Here is a 21,452-nt window from a genome sequence, read left to right as displayed (position 1 = left end):
TGTCAATACTCCCTCGTATGGAGTGTTAAGCCCTTGAATCATGGCAGTTGTCTGTCATTTTTGTGATGCATACTGCAACTGACCCAGGCGTATGGTTAAATCGCGCCATGAACGACATCACCGAATCCAGCCCCACCACGCCCCGTGCCAGTTCCGGTCGCGGTAATCGCCTCAGCGCGGATGATTGGGCGCAGGCCGCGCTGGACCTGATCGCCGAACAAGGCGTGGGTGCCGTCGCTGTCGAGCCATTGGCGCGTCGTCTCGGCGTCACCAAGGGCAGCTTCTACTGGCATTTCCCCTCGCGCGACGCCCTGTTGCAGGCCGCCCTGGAGCGCTGGGAAATCTTCGAGCAGAAGGAAGTCTTCGGCAGTCTGGAAGACGTTCCCGATCCCAGCGCCCGTCTGCGCGCGCTGTTTCAGCTGGTCGCCCACGAAGTCAAACCGCACGTCATCTACAGCGAACTGCTCAAGGCACTCGACCATCCGGCCGTGCGTCCGGTCATCGACCGCGTCTCGCAACGCCGCCTCGACTACTTGATCGCCTCGTTCCGCCAGGCCGGCCTCAGCCGCACCGACGCCCAGCATCGCGCCCGCCTCGCCTACGCGGCTTACGTCGGCTTCCTGCAGTTATCGCTGCAACTGCAGCAACCCAAACAGGCCCGCGAAGAATTCGAATCCTACGTCGAGCATGTGATTCAGACATTGATTCCTGGGTAGAGCTGCTAATGCTGGGTAGGTGGGCCGATGATGGTTTGCTTTTCTTCGACGCATTGATATGAAAACGGCCCCTTTCGGGGCCGTTTTTTAAACTATGAAATCCTTTTGCATTAGAAGCGCTGCTGGTACTTCATGTACATAAAGCGGCCGATATCGTATCCGCCGTAATAGGAATAGCCAGAGTTGGGCTGGCCATACGCAGGTGCCGAGTAATGCTCGAAGATGTTGTTAGCACCAACGGCCACTGTAGCGTTCCAAGGCAGGACATACGCGACCTGCAGGTCATGGAACGTGTTCGAGCCGAGCTCGTTCATGCCGACGATGGAACCCTGAAACTCGGGAGCGCTAAAGTTCGGCAAGCTGCAGCGGTCGTCCGAGAAACAACGTTCCTTGGTGCGCGAGAAGTAACGCGTGCTCCAGGTGACAGACCAGTCATCCCACTGCCAATTCACCGACAAGTTGGAGCGTACGCGGAAGTTGCCGCCGTAGCCGTTCTGCTGGCTCGGAGGATTAACTGTGTTATCAGCCTTCAATTCGTTCTTGGACACATAGGTGTTCAACAACGCTGCTGTGAAGTTGCCCCACTGGGTTTCAAAACGGTAGTTCAGATCAAAGTCGAAACCTTCAGTCTCAACATAACCCGCGTTGCGTAAACCAAAAGAGAGTGTGCTGATATTACCTGCCGCATTGCGCGTAAATCCGACGCAACGAGATTCCAGGCCGCGCAGGTAGCAATCGTCCAGCAGATCCGTCGGCGTATCCGCCACGATCGTGTTTTCAATCCGAATGTTCCACCAGTCCAGCGAGGCATTCAGACCAGTGATGAAGCCCGGGCTCCATACAAATCCGAGAGTCTTGGAGGTAGAGGTCTCCGGGGTCAGAGTCGGAGTGCTACCAGAAATGAAGGGCACGTTCGATTGTTCGCCGGGGCCGTCTGCGGGAGCGATGGCGGAAGCATTGAGCTGACGGAACCCCGCCGGCACATCCGCCGAGCAGCGCGCATTGCCTGCAGCCGGACCGAACGAGGTGTCACACGGATCGGTGTAGTTCTCGAAGCTCTGCGACAGGCCACCAAACAGGTCTGCAACCGTCGGCGCACGAAAGCCTTCCGACCAAGTGCCGCGGATGAGCAGCGATTCGATCGGCTTCCACTTAAATCCGAACTTGCTGTTGGTCGTATTTCCGAAGGTGTCGTAATCCGAATAACGGGTGGCGAGAGTTACGCTTAATTCTTGCGCGCCCGGAAGATCTGCAAGCAGTGGAACCTGCAATTCGGCATAGATTTCGTTGAGGTTGTAACCGCCCCGTGTCGGGCCGGCAGCCAAGTCAGTTGAGATGCCGGTTTGTGCTAACGCGTCAGGAGAGAATGAGCCGTTTTCTTCGCGGCGCTCGACGCCTAACGCCATGCCAAGGTCACCGGCCGGCAGCGTCGCGAGAACGCCAGCCACGCTTGCGAAGTAGTTCTTCGTGGTGGTTTCAGATAGCGCTTGACCCGGCTGATACAGATAAGCCTGCACATTTGGGTCCCCCAGGCCGTTCGGCGCGTTATAGCCAAACGGAACCAGCGGATTCCACGGTGTGCAGGCCCCTGGGCCGGAACCAAGCGGAATCGAAGCGCCGGCACTACCACATTGGGCAACACCATCTGCATTGATGAAAGAAGGACCAGTGGCCTGACCGACTGCAAAGGTATTGAGGTTACCCGTACTGATCTGGGTCCCCTTGTTCTGGTTGTAAAGGAAGCCAGCTTCCCAATCCCAGTATTTCTCACCGAAGTTGAAGCTGCCGCTGAACTTGCCAGTAAACCGCGAGGTGGTCAGGTTGTTTTGAACTTCACGCGGAACTTCCCAGCCGCGTCGAACGTACTGAACATTCTGCGGCGCTACTCCCGGCGGAAGTGCACCACTTGCCTGGTTGCCCAGAGGGTTGAACACACTGTCTACCGAAAGGCCGCCGTTGCTCAGATCAAATGCGGCACTTTGCATCGGGTAGCCGGCATTTTGCGCAAACGATTCGCGGTCCGTGTAGAGGACGCTGGTATCGAATGCCACATTGTCGGTGAAGTCGAAGTGCCCGTTAAGAAATGCTGACTTACGCTTAATGCCACTGTAAACGGTCGAGGCGAGTGCAGGATTGGAGGTGTCCGTCCCGTTGAGTGGACGAAAACTTGAGAAATCTGCGGGGTTGAGCCCCGCCACGTCGCGGCGTAGCGTTGCGGTGGATGTTCCGCCGGTAGCATTGCGATATGCCAAACGGCCGAATTCCGTGGTGCCGGAGAGACCGCCTGGACGCGGATCAGTCTTTTCGCCAGTGGGAAAACGGTTGCGGCTAAACCAGCGATCACGTGCCCATACCGGATCTTCATTGGTGTATTCGACACCAGCGGTCAGCGAACCACGATCGCCACGGAAACCCATGGTGAAGTCGTAGACTTCGCGCTGACCGTCACCTTGGCCCCATTGACCGATATAGACGTTGGCTTCGGCGCCTTCGAAGTCCTTGCGGGTGATGATGTTGATGACGCCAGCGATCGCATCCGAACCATAGATCGTCGACGCACCGTCCTTAAGGACTTCGATGCGCTCGACCATGACAGAGGGAATCGACGCCACGTCCTGCAAGCCACCATTGGTGATGCCCAGTCGGTGACCGTCGACCAATATCAGGGTGCGGTTTGCGCCCAGATTACGCAGGTCGATGTAGTAGCCACCGACGTTTTCGCCAGAGCTCAGAGGCGACGTGCGGCTAATGGCCGGCGAACCTGCGGTAGGAATGTTCTGCAGGATGTCTGCGACCGACTTGAAACCCTGCTTCTCGATCTGGTCGCGGCTGATCAACAGTACCGGCTGAGCGGTTTCACTGTCGACCTGGCGAATACGCGAACCAGTGACTTCGATCTTGTCGAGGTTGGTGGCTCCGCCGGCTTCCTGAGCGATGGCGGTACCAGTACCGCCCACACCCACGACAAGCGCGAGGACAACTGCATCGCGCAGCTTGTTGGACTTGCAATTCATTAGCTCTCTCTCCAAGTGATCTTGGGTACTGCCAAGGGTTGTTTGCCTGTCGGGGGTTCCGAAGTAGCGGATCCAAAACGTCAGGGTGAACCGATGGTATATGCGTTGCGCCAGGAATTAAAGTCCCGTTAACGAAAAAGAAGGAAGTCGTGAAAAAGTACCGTTTCAGGCATTCCTGAACGAAAAACGCCACCGATTTTGTGATCGGTGGCGTTCTTGGAATTTCGTTTCAGGTCAGTGGCTTACAGGTCTTGCTCATACCTGACATAAGGAATGGTGCCGTCGCTGTTGCTCTCGTTGTTGGGAGCAAACGGGTTCTTACCGCGGGAGATGACGTTCTCCGCGCCGACTGTCAACTGCCCGCTCCAGGGGGTGCGCCAGGTCAGGCCAAGGCCCAGACCTTCCCATTTTTCCGGCTGGCCGGGGACATCGACGACGCGGCCGATGACATTGGCGCTGAAGGCGCCGTAGCCGCCGCCCACGCTGAGCGTCTTGCTGTCCCACTGGTCGGCGATGGCCGGGGAGACGTCAGCCAGCGGGACCAGGCGCGCACGGGCGTAGGTGCCGCCGATCGAGACAAAGCCTTCGCGCCCGATGTTCTTCTGGCCGAAAACGGTCAGGTCATTTTGCTCCACGCGGGTCAACGGTGCCTTACCGGCGCCGATCAGCCAGGCGGGCAGGGTGTCGCGACCGGCACCTGCGGTGACGCCGACGCGGCCACTGCCACGGTTGAAGCCCAGCGTGCCGGAGACGCGACGCGACGCGGCGGCGCTGTCTTCTTCATCGTCGCCGATGCCGGCCAGCAGGCAGTGACTGGCGAGACCGCTGATGTTGGTGCCACGGCTGCTATTGCAGAGCAGGCCTAAGGAATCGCCCGAGGTCATGCCAAGCGCAGCATCCAGCGAATTGCGGCCGAAATGCCAGCGCGCGCCAGCCTTCTGCTCGCCGGTGGGTTCCAGGTACAGAAACGCTTCCACCTTGCCGCTGCCCTTGTTCCACACCGGCAGGATGGTGCTCTCGCGCAACTGCTGGGATGCCGACTGCGCATGCACACCCGTGGCTGCCGCAAGGGCAACCAGCAAAGCGAGCGGAAGGCGCAGAAGGTGTCGCATACCAGAGTTCAGACCCTAGGGGCAGTTGTTAAGTTCCCGAGAGCGGGCAGTGAGAATGCTAGGGCGTTTATGATTATTTAACAAGTGGTCACGTTCCCCAGAACGCACCGCCGATGCTATCTATTGCAACCGTTCCGGCGCCTGCTGAGAGGGCTGCGCCGTGCTGAAAAGTACGGCCAACTCGGTCAACGGAAAGTGATACTCGCGGCCACAGAACTCGCACCGCACTTCCACCTCGCCGGTTTCTTCAGCGGCTGCGCGCGCCTCTTCTTCACCCAGCGATTCCAGCATCGACGCGACCCGCTCGCGGGAGCAGGAGCAACCGAAGCTGAGCGGCTTGCCGCCCAACAACTGCGGGTCTTCTTCGTGGAACAGGCGGTGCAGCAGGTCGTCGCCGGCCACCGACAGCAGCTCGGATGCGCCGAGGGTGTCGAACAGGGCGCCGATGCGGGTCCAGCCATCGTTGTCGCCTTCGTCGCCAGGCAGTTTCTGCAGCAGCAGGCCGGCGGCGTGATCCGGGCCAGCGGCCAGCAACAGGCGGGTCGGCAGCTGCTCGGACTGCTTGAAATAGGTTTCGAAGGCTTCGGCCAGATCCGGGGCCTGCATGCCGACCAGGCTCTGGTAGCGCTGCGGTTCGCGCGGGTCCAGGCCGGGGTTTTCGATGGTGATCGCCAGCAGGGCGGCCTCGCCCAGCTCACGCAGGTCGGTGGGCGCGTCGGCACCCTCGGCCAGTTGCACGATGCCGCGCAAGGTGCCTGCGGCCGTGCATTCGGCAAACAGGGTGCGCAGGGTGTCGTTGCCGCGCAACTGCACCGACAGACGCCCGTCGACCTTGGTGTGGCCGGTGAACAGGGCGGCTGCCACCGCGGCTTCGCCCAGCAGCTGGCGCGCGGCAGGGGGGTACTCGGCGGCGCCCTGGACGTCGTGCCAGGCCTTGGTCAGACGCACGTGGACACCGCGCACGCCGGCGGCAGGCAGCAGGAAACGGGAAAGCTGATCGTGATCGGTCATGGAGACATCGGACGTAAGGGACGCTGGTTGCCGGATAATGCGGCAGGCATCGGGATTGAAGGTCGAAGCGAACTAATGGGGACGGATGCATTGGATGGCAAGCAGGTGACAGCACCGCGGCGCCGACGCTGGCTGCGCTGGATCCTGGCGGCGCCGCTGCTGTTCGCGGCGGCGAGCGTGTTGCAGGTGCTGGTGCTGCGGGTGGTCGACCCGCCGATCAGCAGCATGATGGTCGGGCGCTACCTGGAGGCCTGGGGCGAGGGGGACGGGAGTTTTTCCCTGCACCAGCAGTGGCGCGATTACGATCAGATCGCCGCCAGCCTGCCGATTTCGGTGGTCGCTGCCGAGGATCAGCAGTTTCCGATGCATCACGGTTTCGATCTGCAGGCCATCGAGAAGGCGCGCGATCACAATGCGCGCGGCGGGCGTGTGCGCGGCGCCAGCACGATCAGTCAGCAGGTCGCCAAGAATGTCTTTCTGTGGCAGGGCCGCAGTTGGGTGCGCAAAGGCCTGGAGGCCTGGTACACCGTGCTGATCGAGCTGCTCTGGCCCAAACAGCGCATTCTGGAGATGTACCTCAACGTGGCCGAATTTGGTGATGGGGTCTACGGCGCGCAGGCGGCTGCGCGGCAGTTCTGGGGTAAGGATGCGGCTGGCCTGTCGCCGGCCGAGTCGGCGCGCCTGGCCGCGGTATTGCCCTCCCCACGCCGGTACGATGCGCGCCGGCCTGGTGCCTACGTGCAGCGACGTACTGCCTGGATCCAGCGGCAGGCGCGTCAGTTGGGCGGCGCCGCGTACCTGCAGGCGCGGTGAGGTGAGCGCCATCGACACCGCCCAATTGCCGGCCGCCACCGAGCGTCTCACGGTGGTCATCGCGGCGTTCAACGAAGAAACAAGCATTCCGCTGCTGCATCCGCGCCTGTGTGCGGTGCTGGCGGACTTGCATGGCTTGCAGACGCGCGTGCTGTATGTCGACGACGGCAGCACCGACGGCACCTGGGATGTGCTGCGGGCGCTTGCCGAATCCGATACGCACGTGAGTGCGCTGCGGCTGTCGCGTAACTTCGGCAAGGAAGTGGCGGTGTCCGCAGGCCTGGACCATGTGCTGCCGGGTGCGGTGGTCCTGCTCGATGCCGATGGCCAGGATCCGCCGGAATTGATTCCCGAATTTGTCGCGTTGTGGCGTGCCGGCTACGACAACATCTTTGGCACGCGCGTCTTTCGCGAGGGCGAGAGTTGGCTCAAGCGCGGTGCCGCACATGCGTTTTATCGGGTGATTCGGCGTTTGTCGCGCACTCCGATTCCAGCCGATACCGGCGACTTTCGACTGCTCTCGCCCCGCGTCGTGCAAGCCTTGCAGCAGCTGCGCGAACGCCACCGGTTCATGAAAGGCTTGTTCGGCTGGGTGGGGTTTCGACAGGTGGCATTGCCGTACCGACGCTCGCCGCGCCTGTCCGGGCGTAGCAAGTTCACCGTGTGGCGGTTGTGGAATTTCGCGCTCGACGGTATCACCAGTTTTTCCACGGTGCCGCTGCGCGCGGCGACCTACCTGGGCCTGATGACCGCGCTTGCTGCCTTCCTGTTCGGGGGCTGGGTGGTGGTCAAGGCGGCGCTGATGGGCGACCCGGTGGCCGGTTGGCCGACCATGATGTCGGTGATCCTGTTTCTGGGCGGCATCCAGCTGATTGCCTTGGGGTTGATCGGCGAATACCTGGGCCGGCTGTACGACGAGGCCAAACAGCGCCCGTTGTATTTGGTCGATACCCACCGCGGCGCGGTGGGAGTAGTCTGCGACGACCAGACCAAGCGCGGAGCGGGCCATGCAGACCGTACGACAGCTGTTGGGGACCAAACAGGTTGAGGTATTCGCAGTTGCGGCCGATGCCGCGGTGATCGAGGCGATCCGGCTGATGGCTGAAAAGGGCATCGGTGCGGTCTTGGTGATGGATGGCCAGCGACTCGCCGGCATCGTGTCCGAGCGCGATTACGCGCGCAAAGTGGTGCTGCGCGATCGCTCGTCGGCCACCACCAGCGTGGCGGAGATCATGAGTTCGCAGGTGGTGACGGTGTCGCCATCGGAGACCGTGGAGCGCTGCATGCAGTTGATGACCGACGGGCGCTTCCGACATCTTCCGGTGGTCGAGAACGGCCGCGTGCACGGCGTGATCTCCATCGGCGATCTGGTCAAGGCGGTGATCGAAGCGCAGCGGCAGGATATCGACCAGTTGCAGCGCTATATCGCCAGTTAGCGTTAACCCGGTTGGCGGCAGGTCTAGTCTGCCAGCCGGCTGATCTTGCCAGTGGGGTCGGCGCATGCACGTCGAGTGCAGCCTAAGAGTGCCTAAAAAACGTAGCGAGCACTCGTCAGGTGGGTGCGGACGGCGCGCTCAGAACCGGAATGTACGAGCGGTACATGCCGCACCGAGCACTGGCCGTGCCCGCCTGGTGGTGAGCACAGTCGTTGTGCCAGCGGCTCCAAGCGTCACACGACCCAGCGCGATCACTGCACGTACTTGCCTCCGCAATCGCTGTCCTTGCCCGGGCCGGGTTCGAAGGTGGCAAGCAATGCTGCGGGCGGTGCAATGGTGGCGAGTGCGACAGCAATCGCGCCGCGTAGCCCGAGTGCCTTGAAATCCGGGCGGAAGCTCGGGTCCTTGAAGGTCCCGGCAATCCGCAACGGCGAACGCAGGCTCAGAATGCTGCGATCTTTCGGGCGTGGGCGCAGCAGCAGATCGAGCGTCTCGTTCTTGAGGCTGATGTTGCCCTCGCCGACGATGATGGTGTCGGTGCTGTCGAACGCCAGGGCACGCGACTGCATGAGTCCGTCCTTGACGCCGAAATCGCCGAACATGCAACGCACCGGGATCTGGCGATCTTTGATGATCAAATACTTCAGCGATTCGGCGATGTCCAGACCGGCCAGTTCCATGATCAGGTTGCCGACATGACCGCGGCCCATGCCGACGCCGATCGAGCCGTCGGCGCTGCCGAGCATCGCCGCAATCGAATTGCCGCGGCCACGCAGGTCCAGCTCACCACCGATCGCGCCTGAGGCCTGTTTGGCGAGCGTGGCGTCTGGGAATAGCCGGTCCAGCCGAATGCCGCGAATGCCGGCCTTCAGCTGCGTGGTGATGACGGGGTTGCGCGCATCCATGCGGATGGTCGAACGGATATCTCCGCCGGCCACGCCGAAGTTGAGCGGGTCCAGTTGCAGCAGACCATCCTTCAATGTCAACGATGCATCCATGTCGTCCAATGGCCATGAAGGTGCATTGATGCGCTGCGCGCGCCAACGCACCTGCGCATCCATCGCGCGCAGTTTGGACAGGTCGTAGGGCGTGGTCGGCAGGATGCGCGCGCTGGCGGCAAGTTGCGCCGCCTGCTTTTTCTGCTCGGCATTCGCCGATTCGTTCGCGCCGGTCTTGGGCGGTGCACCGACAAAGCCGGCCAAATCGTCGAAATCCAGCCGTTTGGAGGCGAGATCGGCACGCAGAAACGGGCGCTTGTTGCGCAGGTCTACCTCGGCCGTGCCGGACAGATCGCTGTCGCCGGCAGTGCCGGTGAACGTCTCGTAGCGCCATACATCGCCATCGCGGCGCAGGTGGCCGTCGAGTGTGTACGGCGGCGTGGATGGCATGGCGACGCCGGTCAGCGGATACAGGTCTTCCATGTCCTGGCCGCTGAGGGCCATCTGCAGATTGAAGACGCGGAACTGAAACGGATTGGTCAGCGTGCCGCGCACGTGCGTACGGGTGGCGCCGGCACTGCCGCGCAAATCGATGCGGAAGGGATGTTCGCTCTGGCTCAACTCGAGCGGCGAGGCGGTGTTGCCTTTCAGGGTAAACGGGTAGCCCTTCCAGCGGCCCTTGCCGTCGATGCCGATCGGCGCGGCACGCTGGTCGCTGCGCGGAGGCGCCAGACTGTCGATGGCCACATCGATATTGGAACGCATGGCATCGTCGATATATTGCAGCCGTCCCTTGGTCACCAGCAGCCGTCCGAGCCGCGGCATGCTGCCATTGCCTTCCTGGGTATCGAACACCCAGTTGCCCGGATGCGTTTCATTGCCGGCTTCCAGCAGAACCGTGGGCTGATCGAGGCGGATTTCCGGCAGCCGCACCTTGCCGCGCAGCAGGGGCCACAGCTCGACATCGATCTCGGCAGCGTTCAGTTCTGCCATCGCGCCGCGCTTGGACCACGCGGCATTGCCCAGCTGCAAGCGCTCGCCACGAACGGTGATGGTGCGGCCCAGGTCCACATCCAGATGTCCCAGATGGAAAACGCGGCCGGTCTTGGCGCTGACCATGCGTTCGACCGGGCCGCGTAGCCAGTTCCAGTCGAAGAGCAGCAGCAGGATCGCCACGATTGCGATAACGCTGCCGAGCCCGATCAGCCAGCGTCGACGGCGCGCTGTGCGGGCGGAAGGGGTGACAGCAGTCGGGGGCGCGTTGTTCACGCGACCCATGGTTGGCGATGGCTCGTGACCGGCGCGCGAACGCGACGACGATCACACCACCTGTTCGATCACCGCGACGAAGTGGCAGGCGCTGCCGGCCAGCACGAACAGATGCCAGATCGCGTGGAAATAGCGCTGGGTGTCGCGTTGGTAGAAGTAGGTGCCCAAGGTGTAGAAGAGCCCTCCGGCGAGCAACCAGCACAGCGACCAGGTGTCGACCGAACGCAACAGCGGTTCGATCGCCACGACGATCAGCCAGCCCATCGCCAGATACAGCACGGTGGACAGCAACCGAAAGCGGCCGGTGAAAAACAGTTTGAAGATCACCCCGGCCGCGGCGATGGTCCAGATCGCGGCAAACAATCCCCAGCCCCAGGAGCCGCGCAGGTTGATCAGGGTAAACGGCGTGTAGGTGCCGGCGATCAGCAGGTAGATCGCGCAGTGATCAAGCACCTGTAGGCGTGCCTTGGCACCGGCATGCGGGATGGCATGGAACAGCGTGGAGGCGACGTAGAGCAGCACCAGCGTGGCGCTGAAGACGATGGAGGTGGCCAGCTGCCAGCCATCGCCATAGATGGCTGCCAGCGTGATCAGCACCGAGCCACCGGTCAATGCGGCAATGGCGCCCAGGCCATGGGTCAGCGCACTGGCGATTTCGTCGCGCAGGTCGGTCGAGGGGGAAGCGTCTGCATTCATGCCAAAAATGTAGCGCAACTGCGAGCAATTCGCATCGCCAGCAGTCGCGTAGCGTTTTTCCCGTTAAGCGCGGCTCAATCGATGACCTTGGCGTGCGCATGTTCGCGCGTCGCCGAGAAGCGCACATCCGGCGCACGTTCCTGCGCCAGCTGCAGGTTGACGCGCGTGGGGGCGAGATAGACCAGCTGGCCGGCCGCATCGATGCTCAGATTGCCGGCGTTTTTCTCGCGAAATTCCTCAAGCTTCTTGGCGTTGTCGCACTGCACCCAGCGCGCGGTAGTGACGCTCACCGGCTCGAAGATCGCGTCCACGCCGTATTCGTCCTTGAGCCGGTAGGCCACCACGTCGAACTGCAGCACACCCACCGCGCCCAGGATCAGGTCGTTGCTCATCAACGGGCGGAAGAACTGTGTGGCGCCCTCTTCGGACAGCTGCGCCAGGCCCTTTTGCAACTGCTTGAGCTTGAGCGGGTCGCGCAGGCGCGCGCGGCGGAACAGTTCCGGCGCGAAGTTCGGAATGCCGGTGAACGACAGCGATTCGCCTTCGGTGAAGGTGTCGCCGATGGAAATGGTGCCGTGGTTGTGGATGCCGATCACATCGCCCGGCCAGGCTTCGGCGGCGATCTCGCGGTCGGAGGCCATAAAGGTCAGCGCGTTGGCGAGCTTGACGTCCTTGCCGCTACGCACGTGCAGGGTCTTCATGCCGGCGGTGAACTTGCCCGAGCACACGCGCATGAAGGCCACGCGGTCGCGATGCTGCGGGTCCATGTTGGCCTGGATCTTGAACACGAAGCCGCTGAGTTTGGCTTCGGTGGCCTCGACGCGGCGGCCGGTGGTGTCGCGCGCCTGCGGCGGCGGGGCGTGTTCGATGAAGAAGTCCAGCAGCGGCTGCACGCCGAAGTTGTTGACGCCGGAGCCAAAGAACACCGGCGTCTGCTGGCCGGCGCGATAGGCGTCCACATCGAAGGCGTTGCTGGCGCCTTGCACCAGTTCCAGCTCGTCGCGCAGCTCGGCCAGCATCTGCTCGCCGATCTTGGCGGCAAGGCCCGGCGCATCCAGCGACGGGAAGATGGTCGAATCCTGACGGGTGAAGTTGCGCCCCTGTTCGTACAGATGCACCTCGCCGGTGATCAGATGCACCACGCCCTTCAGCCGCTGGCCCATGCCGATCGGCCAGGTCACCGGTGCGCACTGGATGCCGAGCACGGTTTCCACTTCATCCAGCAGGTCGATCGGGTTTTTGCCCTCGCGATCGAGCTTGTTGATGAAGGTCATGATGGGCGTGTCGCGCAGGCGGCAGACTTCCATCAACTTGATGGTGCGTTCTTCCACGCCCTTGGCGACGTCGATCACCATTAGCGCCGAGTCCACCGCGGTGAGCACGCGATAGGTGTCCTCGCCGAAGTCGGCGTGGCCGGGGGTGTCGAGCAGGTTGATCACCTTGCCCTCGTACGGGAACTGCATCACCGAGGAGGTCACCGAGATGCCGCGCTCCTTTTCCAGCGCCATCCAGTCCGAGGTGGCATGGCGGGCGGCCTTGCGGCCCTTCACCGAGCCGGCCATCTGGATCGCGCCGCCGAACAACAGTAGCTTTTCGGTCAGCGTGGTCTTGCCGGCGTCGGGGTGGGAAATGATCGCGAAGGTGCGGCGGCGCGCGGCTTCGTTGGAGACTTCGGACATGGGCGGTGCGCGCCCGGTCGGACGCCTGCGGAAACTGAGGAAGCCGATGATTATAGCGGCTTCGGCGCAGGGGGCTTTTACGGACCCGCGGCCAGGCGGCATCGGGCCGCTGTGCCGGCGGCGGCGCGCTACGGGGCCGGCGAGGGAAAGTGCAGCTCGCCTTGCGGACCCAGCATCCGGAACGGCACCGACACCAGCTGTAGATCGGCGTTGCGCTGCACCGAAAAATGCAGGTGCGCGGCGGTGCTGTAGCCGGTAGTGCCGGAGGCGCCCAGCCGCTCGCCGGTGCCGACCCGCTGGCCGGGGCGGACCGCTACGCCGTTCGGGGCCAGATGGGCATACAGCGCCATGCTGCCGTCGGCGTGCAGCACCCGCACCAGGTTGCCGCCGCCGGCGCTGGGGTCGTGGGCGCTGCCTTCGGCAACGTCCTGGCGTATTTCCATGACCATGCCCTCGCGCGCCGCCAGCACCGGCGTGCCCTGCGGCAGGGCGAAGTCCACTGCATACCAATTGGGCAGGTCGGCATGGCTGAACTGGCCGCCGAAGCCTTGATCCACCTGTACCGGTGCGTCGCGGAACGGCAGCTGGTAGCGCACCGGCTGCGGCTGCGCCAGCGGATCGCCGGGCACCATGTCGAGTTTGAGTCCCAGCCCGCCCAGCGTGCGCTGGTTGCTGGCCGGGTACAGCCGTGCCAGCAGGCGCCGCTCGTGCGCCGCCAGCAACATCGTCAGCGGCAACTGCGGCACGGCGCGGTAATCCTCGCTGGGCGGCGCACTCAGCCGGACCTGCGCAGGTCCGGCCAGCGGGTTGGTCACCCACGCCAGATAGACCGGCGCCTGCCATTCCAGTTGCAGGGTCGGGCCGGTGCCGGTTGAGGCAATGGTGGTTTGCGCTGGCGTGGTGGCAGGTGAGGTCGGTGCTGCGCCGCCGTTCCAATGCCAGCGCTGTTGCGCAGTGGCGGCCGGCGCACCTGCCAGCAGGGCGGCGACCAGCACCGGAAAAAGCGCGGGCGAAAGAGGGCGAAAGACGCGGTAGTGCACGCGATTGGCTTGAGCGAGCGGGGGCGCAAGTATGCGGCCCATCACGGTGCTCGGTGGTATCGAATGAAAATATATCTTTCCATCCGCATGAAGCGATTGACATCGCAAAAGTGCGGTGGCATCTTAGCCTCACCATCGAGACCGGCGGAGGGACAGGCCCTTTGATGCCGGGGCAGCCAGCGGAGCGCGCAAGCGCCCGCGTTTGGTGCCAAATCCTGCGGGGACCTCCGCGTCCGCCGAAAGATGGTTCGAATCGTGCCTTGTGCACCTCGAACGCGAGCTCCCGCGAAGCTCGATGGCCGATCCACCCCGGATATCGCCATGAGCCTCGTGACCACAGCATCGCCAACTATCACTGATTACCTGGATACACCTGCCGCCGAGATCGACGGCGCTATCGCGTTGCGCGGCGACATTGCCGTGTCGTTGCCGATGCGCCATGCCGGTATGCGCGAGGTGCGCCTGCGCTACGAGCTGATCGGCGCTGCCAATGCGCCGGTGGTATTCGTTGCCGGCGGCATCTCTGCCCATCGGCATCTTGCGGCCAGCGATGTGTTCCCCGAAAAGGGCTGGGTGGATGGCCAGGTCGGTGCGGGCCGCGCGCTGGATCCTGCATCGCGCCGTCTGTTGGCATTCGACTTCCTCGGCGCCGATGGCACGCTGGATGCGCCGATCGATACCGCCGACCAGGCCGACGCGATTGCGGCGCTGCTGGACGCTCTGGGAATCGCCCGCCTGCACGGCTTTGTCGGTTACTCGTATGGCGCGTTGGTCGGGCTGCAATTCGCCACCCGTCATGCTGGCCGCGTCGGCACCTTGATTGCGGTGAGCGGGGCGCATCGCGCGCATCCCTATGCCGCGGCATGGCGCGCGCTGCAGCGCCGCGCAGTGGCGCTGGGCCAGCTGCAATGCGCGGAAAATCACGGGCTGGCGCTGGCGCGGCAGTTCGCGATGCTCAGCTATCGCACGCCGGAAGAATTCAGCGAGCGCTTCGATGCGCCGCCGGAAGTGATCAATGGCCGCGTGCGTGTGGCCGCCGAAGACTATCTGGATGCCGCCGGTGCGCAGTACGTGGCGCGTACGCCGGTTACCGCATACCTGCGCCTGTCCGAATCCATCGACCTGCACCGTATCGACCCGGCGCAGGTGAGCGTGCCCACCGTCGTGGTGGCGGTGGAAGGCGATCGCCTGGTGCCGTTGGCCGACATGGTCAGCCTGGTCGAAGGTCTTGGCCCGCGCGGCAGCCTGCGTGTGTTGCGCTCGCCATATGGCCACGACGCCTTTCTGAAAGAAATCGATCGCATCGACGCGATCCTCACTACTGCCCTTCGCATCACCGGAGAAACCGCATGAGCTATCGTGACCCCGCCGACGCCCCTTGTACCGCCGCCACTGCCGCCGTGCGCGCGGGCATCGACCGCGATACCGCCTACGGTGCGGTGACCCCGCCGATCGTGCTGTCGTCGAACTTCTCCTTCGATGGGTTCGGCAACAAGCGCCAGTACGACTACACCCGCAGCGGCAACCCCACCCGCGATCTGCTCGGCGAAGCGTTGGCCGAGCTGGAAGGCGGCGCGGGTGGGGTGATCACCTCCACCGGCATGGGCGCGATCAATCTGGTGCTCAATGCGCTGTTGCAGCCCGGCGATACGCTGGTGGTGCCGCACGATGCCTACGGCGGCAGCTGGCGTCTGTTCAATGCGCTGGCCAAGAAGGGCCATTTCGCGCTGATCACCGCAGACCTCACCGACCCGCGCTCGCTGGCCGATGCATTGGCGCAGTCGCCCAAGCTGGTGTTGATCGAAACCCCGTCCAACCCGCTGCTGCGCATCACCGATCTGCGCTTTGTCATCGAAGCGGCGAAGAAAGTGGGTGCGTTGACGGTGGTCGACAACACCTTCCTGTCGCCGGCGCTGCAAAAACCGCTGGAATTCGGCGCCGACGTGGTGCTGCACTCCACCACCAAGTACATCAACGGCCATAGCGATGTGGTGGGCGGTGCGGTGGTGGCGCGCGATGCCGAGCTGCATCAGCAACTGGTGTGGTGGGCCAATGCGCTGGGCCTGACCGGCTCGCCGTTCGATGCTTTCCTCACCTTGCGCGGCCTGCGCACGCTGGATGCGCGTCTGCGCGTGCATCAGGAAAATGCCGATGCGATCGCTGCGTTGCTGGACGGGCACGCGGTGGTCAACCAGGTGTATTTCCCGGGACTGGCATCGCATCCGGGCCATGCGCTGGCGGCGCGTCAGCAGAAGGGCTTCGGCGCGATGATGAGTTTTGAATTGAATGGTGGCGAAGCGGCGGTGCGCGCCTTCGTCGATGGGCTGCGCTACTTCACGCTGGCCGAGTCGCTGGGCGGAGTGGAAAGCCTGATCGCGCATCCGGCTTCGATGACGCATGCGGCGATGACCGCCGAGGCACGTGCGGCGGCCGGAATTTCCGATGGGTTGCTGCGGTTGTCGATCGGGATCGAATCGGCCGAAGACCTGCTGATCGACCTGCGCGCCGGTCTGGCGCGTGCCGAAGCGGCCCTGACTGCTGCCTCCCGCAAACAGGTCGACGCGTGAGCAGCGTATTGCCTGTTTCGCGACGTGCATCCGCGGCGACGGTCACCCCCACACCACGTCTGGCATTGCTGGGTACCGGCACCGTGGGCCGCGCCTTCGTGACGCGCTACACCGCCCTGCAGCAACGCCAGCTGCGGTTGCCGCGCTTCGATTGGCTTGCCAACTCGCGGATCGCTCAGGATTGTGGCGTGAGTGCGGAGCAGGCATTGCTGCAGGCCAATGCCGCGCCGCGTGGCCAGGCCGTGTTGCAGCCGTGGGCCGAAACCGTGGCGCTGCGTGCTGGCGACGTGCTGGTGGATGCCACGGCCAGCGATGTGGTGGCCGATTGGCATGTGGAGTGGTTGGGGCGCGGCGTGCATGTGGTGACCGCCAACAAACTGGGCCAGGGCACGGCGTTGTCGCGTGCGCAGGCGCTGCTTGCCGCCCGCCATGCCAGCGGTGCGCATTACGGCGACAGCGCCACTGTGGGCGCCGGGTTGCCGGTGTTGAGCAGCGTGCGCGCACTGGTGGCAGGGGGCGACCATATCCATTCGATCGAGGGCGTGCTGTCGGGATCGTTGGCATGGCTGTTTCATCGCTACGACGGCAGCGGCGCGTTTTCGCAGTGCGTGCGTGAGGCGGTGGCAGCGGGGTATACCGAGCCGGATCCTCGGATCGATCTGTCCGGCGAGGATGTGCGGCGCAAGCTGTTGATCCTGGCGCGTGCGGCCGGTTGGCAATTGGAGGCCGAACAGGTGCATGTTGAGTCGCTGGTACCCACCGGCCTGGCCAGCGTGCCGATCGCTGAGCTGGACGCGCGATTGGGCGCGCTGGATACCGAGGTGGGCGCGCGTTGGCAGCAAGCACGCGCAGCAGGGCGGTGTCTGCGCTTTGTAGGCCGCGTGGACGCACATGGCGCAAGCGTGGGTCTGCGTGAGCTTGCGTTGGACCATCCCTTGGCCGGTGGCGCCGGCACCGACAACCGGGTCGCCATCAGCAGCGACCGTTATCGCGAGCAGCCGTTGTTGATCCAGGGCCCGGGTGCGGGTGCGGAGGTCACTGCGGCCGCGTTGCTGGACGATGTGCTGCGGATCGTGGCTGGTTGATTTGGTGAGTGGGGTCGCGAGACGTGCGGCATCTCCCGCAGGCGTGCCCGGGTTGTGTGCAGGCGTCTGGGTTGTTGGCGGTCTAGGACGAGAGAACATCTACGCACTTTCTGCGTCTTGTCGCTTGACCGGCGTGTGTGCGGCTCCCGGCGCTGTAACGCGCCTCGTCGCTCTCATGACATCGATTCAGTCACGACAAGCATCCGACCGATTCGATCCCGGTGGCCTGCAGCCGTCTTCTGCGGTAATCGTCTGACCAACGCTGCGCGATAGCCGCAACCGGGAGCAATCCGGCTGCGGTTCGCACAAGGCAATCATCCACGGCATCGGTCTGCCGCGCGCTGCGGCGATTACGGCGTGAGCGCCTTCAACAGCGCGGCGTTGAAGCGCGCCGGGTCCTGCACCTGCGGCGAGTGCCCCAGGTCTTTAAATTCGATCAAGGTCGCATTCGGAATGGCCGCAGCTGCCTGCTTGCCCAGTTTGGTGTAATCGCCGACGCGTGCCTTGACCTCTGGCGGTGCGGTGTCCTTGCCGATCGCGGTGCGGTCCTTGAGACCGATGAATAGCGTGGTCGGCACCGCCAACTTGGGCAGCTCATAGACGACCGGTTGGTTGAAGACCATGTCGTAGGTCAGGGCCTGATTCCAGGCGACCGCCTGTTTGCCGTTGCCCAGCGACATGCCGGCCTGCATGCGCGCCCAGCGTTCGAATTCGGGCTTCCATTGACCGGCGTAGTACACGTCCATCTGATACTTCTTGATACGGTCGAAGCTGATCTTGAGTTCGTTGTCGTACCAGGCATCCACGCTGCGCCACGGAATGCCTATGGCCTTCCAGTCTTCCAGGCCGATCGGGTCGACCAGAGCGAGGTGTTCGGTGGCCTGCGGGTACATCAACGCGTAGCGGATCGCGAGCATGCCGCCCATCGAATGGCCGACGACCACGGCGCGGTCGATCCCCAGCTTTTGCAGTAGCGCGTGTGTGTTGTCGGCGAGCTGCGCAAACGAGAACTGGTAGGCCGCCGGCTTGCTCGATTTGCAGAAGCCCACCTGATCCGGCGCGATCACGCGGTAGCCGGCCTGGCTCAGGGCCGCGATGCTGGATTCCCAGGTGGCCGCGCAAAAATTCTTGCCATGCAGCAGCACGGCGTTGCGCCCGTTCGGCTTGCCGGTGGGGGCGACATCCAGATACGCCATTTCCAGCGCTTGCTGCTGCGACGTAAACGCGTAGGTCTTGACCGGGTAGGGGTAATCGAAGCCTTCCAGACGCGGGCCATAGCTGGCTTGCTGGGCCATCAGCGGGCCGCAGGCCAGGGTCAGTGCGAGTGCACAGGCGAGGTGTCGCATCGTGTTTCTCCATCCGGGATCCGTGCGGGAAGGCTACATGGCGCACCGTGGTGGAGGCGTGGATCCGGGCGTTGCCGCGGCAGTGCGCACGTTGTGGTGGAAGCCGCGGGTGCGTGCGGGTCGTCCTCATCCGCCCTTCGAGCAGCTTCGCGCGTGGCGGGATGGGCAGATGACGTCTTGCTGTTTTCGCTGCTGCGGTTTCAGCTAACTCCAGACGGTGCGTTGGTGTCTTGAGCCATGCGAACGAGGCGCGCGCTGTCGCTGGTCTTCTCAGGGCAAGCTGACGTGCAGTGTGACTTTTCAAAAGAAGCGCAGGTGCGATTTAGCGCTGTTGTTCGCCAGACGTGCAGGGCGGCAGCGTGGTACGCAAGTGGGTGTCGCACTGCGTGGTCGAGATGCCGCTTTGCGCTGCGCGTCGGGCAGAAGCGCGGAGACGCTGCGCTTGCTGCATCGTGCAGGCCGACCATGCCGTGCGCTCACCGCGGCGCGCCCAGTCCCTGCATTTCGCTACGACGCGCAAACGCATTCCAATGCTGGGCACAGACGGCGCATCAAAATGCCACCGGCAGATTCAGCACTCGATGACATTCACGGCCAGGCCGCCGCGGCTGGTTTCCTTGTATTTGTCCTGCATGTCGCGGCCGGTATCGCGCATGGTCTTGATGACCTTGTCCAGCGAGACCTTGTGCTTGCCGTCGCCGCGCATCGCCATACGGCTGGCGTTGATCGCCTTCACCGCGCCCATCGCATTGCGTTCGATGCACGGGATCTGCACCAAGCCACCGATCGGATCGCAGGTCAGGCCGAGGTTGTGTTCCATGCCGATTTCGGCGGCGTTTTCGATCTGGCCCGGGTTGCCGCCAAGTGCGGCAACCAGTCCGCCGGCTGCCATCGAACAGGCCACGCCCACTTCGCCCTGACAACCGACTTCGGCGCCGGAGATCGAGGCGTTTTCCTTGTACAAGATGCCGATGGCCGCGGCCGTGAGCAGGAAGTCGAAGATGCGTTGTTCGGACGCGCCGGCGCAAAAACGATCGAAGTAATGCAACACCGAGGGAATGATGCCGGCCGCGCCATTGGTCGGCGCGGTGACCACACGGCCGCCGGCTGCGTTCTCTTCGTTGACCGCGAGTGCGTACAGGTTGACCCAATCCAGCGTGGTCAGTGGGTCGCGCATGGCCGCTTCGGGTTTGGACGAGAGCTCGCGATACAGCGCCGGCGCGCGACGCGACACGTTCAATCCACCGGGCAACGTGCCTTCCTGGCGGATACCGCGCTCCACGCAGGACTGCATCGCCACCCACAGTTCGCGCAGGCCGGCGCGGATTTCGTCTTCGCTGCGCCAGCTTTTTTCGTTTTCGAACATCAGCGCGGCGATGCTCAGGCCGCTGCGTGCGCATTGGGCCAGCAGTTCGTCGCCACTGAGAAACGGATACGGCAGCGGCGTTTCGTCGGCCACGATGCGGTCGTCGGCGGCGTCGTCCTGATTGACCACAAATCCGCCGCCCACCGAGTAGTAATCGCGGGTGGCGATCACGCCTTCATCGGCATCGTAGGCAGTGAAGCGCATGCCGTTGGTGTGGTACGGCAACTTCTGCCGCTTGTTCATCGGCAGGTCGCGCTTTTCGTCGAAGCCGATCTCGTGCTGCCCCATCAGTGTGATGCGCTTGCTGCTGCGGATACGATCGAGCGTGGCAGGAATGACGTCCGGGTCGATCAGGTTGGGGCGATGGCCTTCCAGCCCGAGCAGCAGCGCCTTGTCGGTGCCGTGGCCGCGGCCGGTCAGCGCCAGCGAGCCAAACACCTCGGCGCGGATGCGCACTACATCCTGCAGGCGGCCGGCATCGAGCAACCAGCGATGCACGAAACGCTCGGCGGCGCGCATCGGCCCCACGGTGTGCGAGGAACTCGGACCGATGCCGATCTTGAACAGGTCGAACGTGCTGACAGCCATGCGTGCCGGAGAGGTGAGCGTAAAGGCGGCTATTCTAGTCGTTCGACGATTGCGGCACGGCTGCAGCGCAGCATGAGACCCGTTCGATGGCCCTGACCCTGTACCAGCGCGACGATTGCCACCTCTGCGACCAGGCGGTGGAAGTACTGGCGCAGGCACGTGCCGGCGAGTTCAGTAGCGTGTTTATCGACGACGATGTGGTGCTTGAGGCCGCTTATGGCACACGTGTGCCGGTGTTGCGCGACGTGCACGGACGCGAGCTGGACTGGCCGTTCGATGGCGCGCGGTTGCGAGAGTGGTTGAACGCCGGTACACGCTGATGCGGCGTGTGCGCATGCGATACGCGCCAGCTTATGGATTTGGAGCGACTGAAGACGACTTCACGCCGGTCTGGTGCGGAGCTGCGGGTCTGCGACTTGGCTGCAGGGTCCTTGCCCGCGCACCCTCGCGGGACACGCTGCAAGTACGTCCTTGTAAGCGCTTACGCGGCATCCATGCCGCGTAAGGTACCGCGACGGTGGGCGGGCAAGGAACAGTCGAGAGTGTCGGGGTGCACGGCTTTAAAAAAAGCCACCGACTCACTCGCTGGAGCGGTGTCCTTGCCGATCGCGGGACCGTATGGCGGCATGGATACACGGACGTACTCGCGGCGTGTCCCGCGAGCGGTGAGGGTACCGCGCCCTCGACCGACTCGGCGTTTGACCTGGGCTTTTGACTGCATCTAACAAGATGCGGCTAACACACGATTCTTGTCGGCCGACCGTTCAAGGTGTCAG

The 21,452-nt window shown here is 63.7% G+C and carries 17 protein-coding genes, 1 other RNA gene and 1 riboswitch; of the genes, 8 read left to right on the top strand and 10 right to left on the bottom strand.

Annotation, left to right across the window (positions count from 1 at the left end):
* The first annotated feature begins 107 nt into the window (after positions 1-107).
* Positions 108-716 carry a TetR/AcrR family transcriptional regulator gene (locus ABQU90_RS08130; protein ID WP_115528618.1) on the top strand — a complete coding sequence of 203 codons (609 nt, stop codon included), beginning with the start codon at positions 108-110 and terminating at the stop codon, positions 714-716.
* 110 nt (positions 717-826) lie between these two features.
* Here ABQU90_RS08130 and ABQU90_RS08125 read toward each other — a convergent pair whose 3' ends face one another.
* The 3 genes from ABQU90_RS08125 to hslO all read right to left on the bottom strand — a co-directional run bounded on the left by ABQU90_RS08125 (position 827) and on the right by hslO (position 5,853).
* Positions 827-3,730: a TonB-dependent receptor domain-containing protein gene (locus tag ABQU90_RS08125; RefSeq protein WP_115528617.1), complete on the bottom strand. Its 2,904-nt coding sequence runs from the start codon at positions 3,728-3,730 to the stop codon at positions 827-829.
* A 242-nt stretch (positions 3,731-3,972) separates the two neighbouring features.
* On the bottom strand, positions 3,973-4,809 hold the full coding sequence (locus tag ABQU90_RS08120) for an XOO1806 family protein (protein ID WP_055850372.1): 837 nt from the start codon (positions 4,807-4,809) through the stop codon (positions 3,973-3,975).
* 153 nt (positions 4,810-4,962) lie between these two features.
* Complete coding sequence (hslO, locus tag ABQU90_RS08115) at positions 4,963-5,853, bottom strand: Hsp33 family molecular chaperone HslO (protein WP_311238687.1); 891 nt, start codon at positions 5,851-5,853, stop codon at positions 4,963-4,965.
* Positions 5,854-5,928: 75 nt separating this feature from the next.
* On the opposite strand from hslO, the gene mtgA reads away from it, so the two are divergent.
* The 3 genes from mtgA to ABQU90_RS08100 are packed head-to-tail and all read left to right on the top strand — an operon-like array spanning position 5,929 to position 8,102.
* On the top strand, positions 5,929-6,666 hold the full coding sequence (mtgA, locus tag ABQU90_RS08110) for a monofunctional biosynthetic peptidoglycan transglycosylase (protein ID WP_115529131.1): 738 nt from the start codon (positions 5,929-5,931) through the stop codon (positions 6,664-6,666).
* A gap of 1 nt (position 6,667) precedes the next feature.
* Positions 6,668-7,714, top strand: a complete 1,047-nt coding sequence (locus ABQU90_RS08105) for a glycosyltransferase family 2 protein (RefSeq protein ID WP_055849351.1) — start codon at positions 6,668-6,670, stop codon at positions 7,712-7,714.
* Complete coding sequence (locus ABQU90_RS08100; protein WP_323521360.1) at positions 7,674-8,102, top strand: CBS domain-containing protein; 429 nt, start codon at positions 7,674-7,676, stop codon at positions 8,100-8,102. The genes ABQU90_RS08105 and ABQU90_RS08100 overlap by 41 nt, the downstream gene beginning before the upstream one ends.
* 90 nt (positions 8,103-8,192) lie before the next feature.
* Here ABQU90_RS08100 and ABQU90_RS08095 read toward each other — a convergent pair.
* The 5 genes from ABQU90_RS08095 to ABQU90_RS08075 form a co-directional block, all read right to left on the bottom strand.
* Positions 8,193-8,268, bottom strand: a non-coding RNA gene (locus tag ABQU90_RS08095) — sX9 sRNA.
* Positions 8,269-8,353: 85 nt separating this feature from the next.
* Entirely contained in the window at positions 8,354-10,318 is a 1,965-nt protein-coding gene (locus ABQU90_RS08090) for an AsmA family protein (protein WP_323521359.1), read from the bottom strand.
* Between the two features lie 42 nt (positions 10,319-10,360).
* Positions 10,361-11,005: a PAQR family membrane homeostasis protein TrhA gene (gene trhA / locus ABQU90_RS08085; protein ID WP_055849357.1), complete on the bottom strand. Its 645-nt coding sequence runs from the start codon at positions 11,003-11,005 to the stop codon at positions 10,361-10,363.
* Positions 11,006-11,079: 74 nt separating this feature from the next.
* Positions 11,080-12,684: a peptide chain release factor 3 gene (locus ABQU90_RS08080; RefSeq protein WP_323521358.1), complete on the bottom strand. Its 1,605-nt coding sequence runs from the start codon at positions 12,682-12,684 to the stop codon at positions 11,080-11,082.
* Between the two features lie 128 nt (positions 12,685-12,812).
* Entirely contained in the window at positions 12,813-13,724 is a 912-nt protein-coding gene (locus ABQU90_RS08075) for a M23 family metallopeptidase (RefSeq protein ID WP_407078769.1), read from the bottom strand.
* Positions 13,725-13,853: 129 nt separating this feature from the next.
* Positions 13,854-13,974: riboswitch (SAM riboswitch) on the top strand.
* Positions 13,975-14,045: 71 nt separating this feature from the next.
* Here ABQU90_RS08075 and metX point away from each other — a divergent pair.
* Genes metX through ABQU90_RS08060 form a run of 3 tightly spaced genes read left to right on the top strand, consistent with a single transcriptional unit; the run spans position 14,046 to position 17,376 of the window.
* On the top strand, positions 14,046-15,077 hold the full coding sequence (gene metX, locus ABQU90_RS08070) for a homoserine O-succinyltransferase MetX (protein WP_115562597.1): 1,032 nt from the start codon (positions 14,046-14,048) through the stop codon (positions 15,075-15,077).
* Positions 15,074-16,291, top strand: coding sequence for an O-succinylhomoserine (thiol)-lyase (locus tag ABQU90_RS08065; protein ID WP_323521357.1), 1,218 nt, complete (start codon positions 15,074-15,076; stop codon positions 16,289-16,291). Before metX ends, ABQU90_RS08065 begins: the two co-directional genes overlap by 4 nt.
* On the top strand, positions 16,288-17,376 hold the full coding sequence (locus ABQU90_RS08060; RefSeq protein WP_115554316.1) for a homoserine dehydrogenase family protein: 1,089 nt from the start codon (positions 16,288-16,290) through the stop codon (positions 17,374-17,376). Before ABQU90_RS08065 ends, ABQU90_RS08060 begins: the two co-directional genes overlap by 4 nt.
* 350 nt (positions 17,377-17,726) lie before the next feature.
* On the opposite strand, the gene ABQU90_RS08055 is transcribed toward ABQU90_RS08060, so the two are convergent.
* Both ABQU90_RS08055 and ABQU90_RS08050 read right to left on the bottom strand, forming a co-directional pair.
* Positions 17,727-18,722: an alpha/beta fold hydrolase gene (locus ABQU90_RS08055; RefSeq protein WP_323521356.1), complete on the bottom strand. Its 996-nt coding sequence runs from the start codon at positions 18,720-18,722 to the stop codon at positions 17,727-17,729.
* A gap of 571 nt (positions 18,723-19,293) precedes the next feature.
* Positions 19,294-20,676, bottom strand: a complete 1,383-nt coding sequence (locus tag ABQU90_RS08050; RefSeq protein ID WP_055849375.1) for an L-serine ammonia-lyase — start codon at positions 20,674-20,676, stop codon at positions 19,294-19,296.
* 86 nt (positions 20,677-20,762) lie between these two features.
* On the opposite strand from ABQU90_RS08050, the gene ABQU90_RS08045 reads away from it, so the two are divergent.
* A complete protein-coding gene (locus ABQU90_RS08045; RefSeq protein WP_323521355.1) occupies positions 20,763-20,996 on the top strand; it encodes a glutaredoxin family protein in 234 nt (77 codons plus the stop codon).
* Positions 20,997-21,452: the final 456 nt, after the last annotated feature.

The organism is Xanthomonas sp. WHRI 10207, assembly GCF_040202975.1.
Taxonomy (GTDB): domain Bacteria; phylum Pseudomonadota; class Gammaproteobacteria; order Xanthomonadales; family Xanthomonadaceae; genus Xanthomonas.
This window is presented reverse-complemented; position numbering and strand designations above follow the sequence as displayed.

Coding starts and splice junctions, on each gene's coding strand:
- ABQU90_RS08045 (WP_323521355.1), top strand. CDS start 20,763: ATGGCCCTGACCCTGTACCAGCGCGACGATTGCCACCTCTGCGACCAG.
- hslO (WP_311238687.1), bottom strand. CDS start 5,853: ATGACCGATCACGATCAGCTTTCCCGTTTCCTGCTGCCTGCCGCCGGC.
- ABQU90_RS08055 (WP_323521356.1), bottom strand. CDS start 18,722: ATGCGACACCTCGCCTGTGCACTCGCACTGACCCTGGCCTGCGGCCCG.
- trhA (WP_055849357.1), bottom strand. CDS start 11,005: ATGAATGCAGACGCTTCCCCCTCGACCGACCTGCGCGACGAAATCGCC.
- mtgA (WP_115529131.1), top strand. CDS start 5,929: ATGGGGACGGATGCATTGGATGGCAAGCAGGTGACAGCACCGCGGCGC.
- ABQU90_RS08080 (WP_323521358.1), bottom strand. CDS start 12,684: ATGTCCGAAGTCTCCAACGAAGCCGCGCGCCGCCGCACCTTCGCGATC.
- ABQU90_RS08065 (WP_323521357.1), top strand. CDS start 15,074: ATGAGCTATCGTGACCCCGCCGACGCCCCTTGTACCGCCGCCACTGCC.
- ABQU90_RS08100 (WP_323521360.1), top strand. CDS start 7,674: ATGCAGACCGTACGACAGCTGTTGGGGACCAAACAGGTTGAGGTATTC.
- ABQU90_RS08125 (WP_115528617.1), bottom strand. CDS start 3,730: ATGAATTGCAAGTCCAACAAGCTGCGCGATGCAGTTGTCCTCGCGCTT.
- metX (WP_115562597.1), top strand. CDS start 14,046: ATGAGCCTCGTGACCACAGCATCGCCAACTATCACTGATTACCTGGAT.
- ABQU90_RS08050 (WP_055849375.1), bottom strand. CDS start 20,676: ATGGCTGTCAGCACGTTCGACCTGTTCAAGATCGGCATCGGTCCGAGT.
- ABQU90_RS08130 (WP_115528618.1), top strand. CDS start 108: ATGAACGACATCACCGAATCCAGCCCCACCACGCCCCGTGCCAGTTCC.
- ABQU90_RS08090 (WP_323521359.1), bottom strand. CDS start 10,318: ATGGGTCGCGTGAACAACGCGCCCCCGACTGCTGTCACCCCTTCCGCC.